We start from the raw sequence: 2146 nt of genomic DNA, 5'->3' as shown, positions 1-2146 counted from the left end.
CCATTGAAATTATTAAAAGTGATAGTGATGGTATTTGGTTAACAGGTTTAGGTGAACAAGCTGACATCATTGTTTTAGGGCAAGGCTTCGTTCGTGCCGGTGATAAAGTCGAAGCCATCTTCGACCAAGCAGACATGCAAGCGAGCGGTAAAATAGGTGATAGTGCCGATGAGAAAACCGCTACCACTACAGCTACACAGGATTAGGAGCCTTTATGTTAACGCTTATTGAAGCCGCCTTAACGCGTACTCGCTCGGTCCTAATGTTATTTGTGCTACTACTTGTTTCTGGCGCAATCACTTATAACAATATCGCTAAAGAAGCCAACCCAGATATTACCATTCCAATTATTTATGTCTCTATGATCCATGATGGCATTTCACCAGAAGATGCGGAACGCATGTTAGTGAGACCCATGGAGAACGAACTTAAATCCATTGCTGGCATTAAAGAAATGCGCTCCAATGCCGGTGAAGGCCACGCTTCAGTTACCTTAGAGTTTATCGCTGGACTTGACCCGAAAGAAGCGCTTGCCGATGTCCGTGATAAAGTTACTTTAGCGAAAGCTAAACTGCCCAATGATACGGAAGAGCCGGTAGTCAATGAAGTTACTATGGCTAACCAAGAAGCAGCATTAACAGTTATATTATCTGGCGCGGTTACCGAGCGAGGCCTGATCACCTTAGCCCGAAATATCAAGGATAAACTTGAAGGCATGCAAGAAGTGCTTGAAGTTGAAATCGGCGGCGACCGTGAAGACATGGTTGAAATTCTTGTCGATCCACTATTGATGGAAAGTTATGGCCTTGACCAAGCCGATATTTATAATCTGGTAGAGCGTAACAATCGCCTAGTGCCAGCAGGTACTATGGATACCGGTAAAGGTCGTTTTGCTATTAAGGTGCCTTCTGTTTTTGAAGATATTCAAGATTTATTAGAATTACCAATTAAAGTGGATGGTGACAGAGTTATCACCTTCCAAGATGTATCCACTGTGCGCCGTGCTTATAAAGATCCAACTACCTTTGCTCGACTTAATGGTCATCGCTCTGTCTCACTAGAAGTTAAAAAACGCTCAGGCGAGAACCTCATTGATACAGTCGATAAAGTAAAAGCCATTGTTGAAGAAAGTAGAGCTAAGTGGCCGCAGCAAGTACAAGTTGATTATGTCGGCGATCAATCAATAGAGATTAAAAGAACGCTTACCGATTTACAAAATAATGTTTTCTCAGCAGTACTGTTAGTGGTTATTGTCATTATTGCCGCTTTGGGTACTCGTACCGCCTTATTGGTTGGCTTAGCCATTCCTGGAGCCTTTTTAACCGGTATATTAGTTATTGCCTTGGCCGGCATGACGGTTAATATCGTGGTGCTTTTTGGTCTGATAATGGCTGTTGGTATGTTAGTTGATGGCGCTATTGTGGTCACCGAGTTTGCCGATAGACAAATGAATGAAGGTCATAGTAAATCAGTCGCTTATGGTTTGGCGGCGCGTCGCATGGCATGGCCTATTATTGCCTCAACGGCAACAACCTTAGCCGCTTTTGCTCCGTTAATGTTTTGGCCGGGCATCATGGGTGAATTCATGAAATACCTACCTTTCACCTTGATTGCGGTATTAACTGCTTCTTTAGCAATGGCACTAATTTTTGTTCCTACTTTAGGTACAGTGTTGGGCAAAGCGCGTGTTGTCAGTTGTAAAGAGCAAAAGCAAATTGAGCAAGTTGACGCAGGGGATTTCAGTAAACTATCGGGGTTTACCGGCGGTTATATTCGTATATTAATGACAGCGATTAAACATCCTTGGAAAATAGTTGCTGGCACCTTAACTGTGTCTTTTGTGGTGATGTGGCTTTATGGGGCATCTGGCCTAGGTGTTAGTTTTTTCCCTGATGTTGAGCCGCAAAGTGCCACTATGGTGGTGCGCTCGCACGGTGATTTATCGGTAAAAGAAAAAGATGTCATTATGCGTGCTATTGAGCAGCGTATTCTACCGTTAGAAGAAATTGAAACCCTGTACACCTTAACGGGTGGTAATAACCAAATAGGGTCCTTTAAAGTAAACTTTGTTGATTGGCAATTAAGACGCTCTGCCGATGACATAGTCGCTACTATCCATGAGTTAACTGAGGATTTAGCCGGTGTT

Annotated in this window: 1 protein-coding gene and 1 pseudogene; both read left to right on the top strand. The window is 43.2% G+C overall.

Annotated features, from left to right (window positions below; genetic code table 11):
- Positions 1-206 (top strand): annotated as a pseudogene (locus HRT50_RS18680) (hypothetical protein); the annotation flags it as partial.
- An 8-nt stretch (positions 207-214) separates the two neighbouring features.
- A partial coding sequence (locus tag HRT50_RS18675) for an efflux RND transporter permease subunit (protein ID WP_291617315.1) occupies positions 215-2146 on the top strand: 1932 nt, incomplete at its 3' end.

The organism is Colwellia sp. (genome assembly GCF_013215345.1).
Lineage (GTDB): Bacteria > Pseudomonadota > Gammaproteobacteria > Enterobacterales > Alteromonadaceae > Colwellia.
This window is presented reverse-complemented; position numbering and strand designations above follow the sequence as displayed.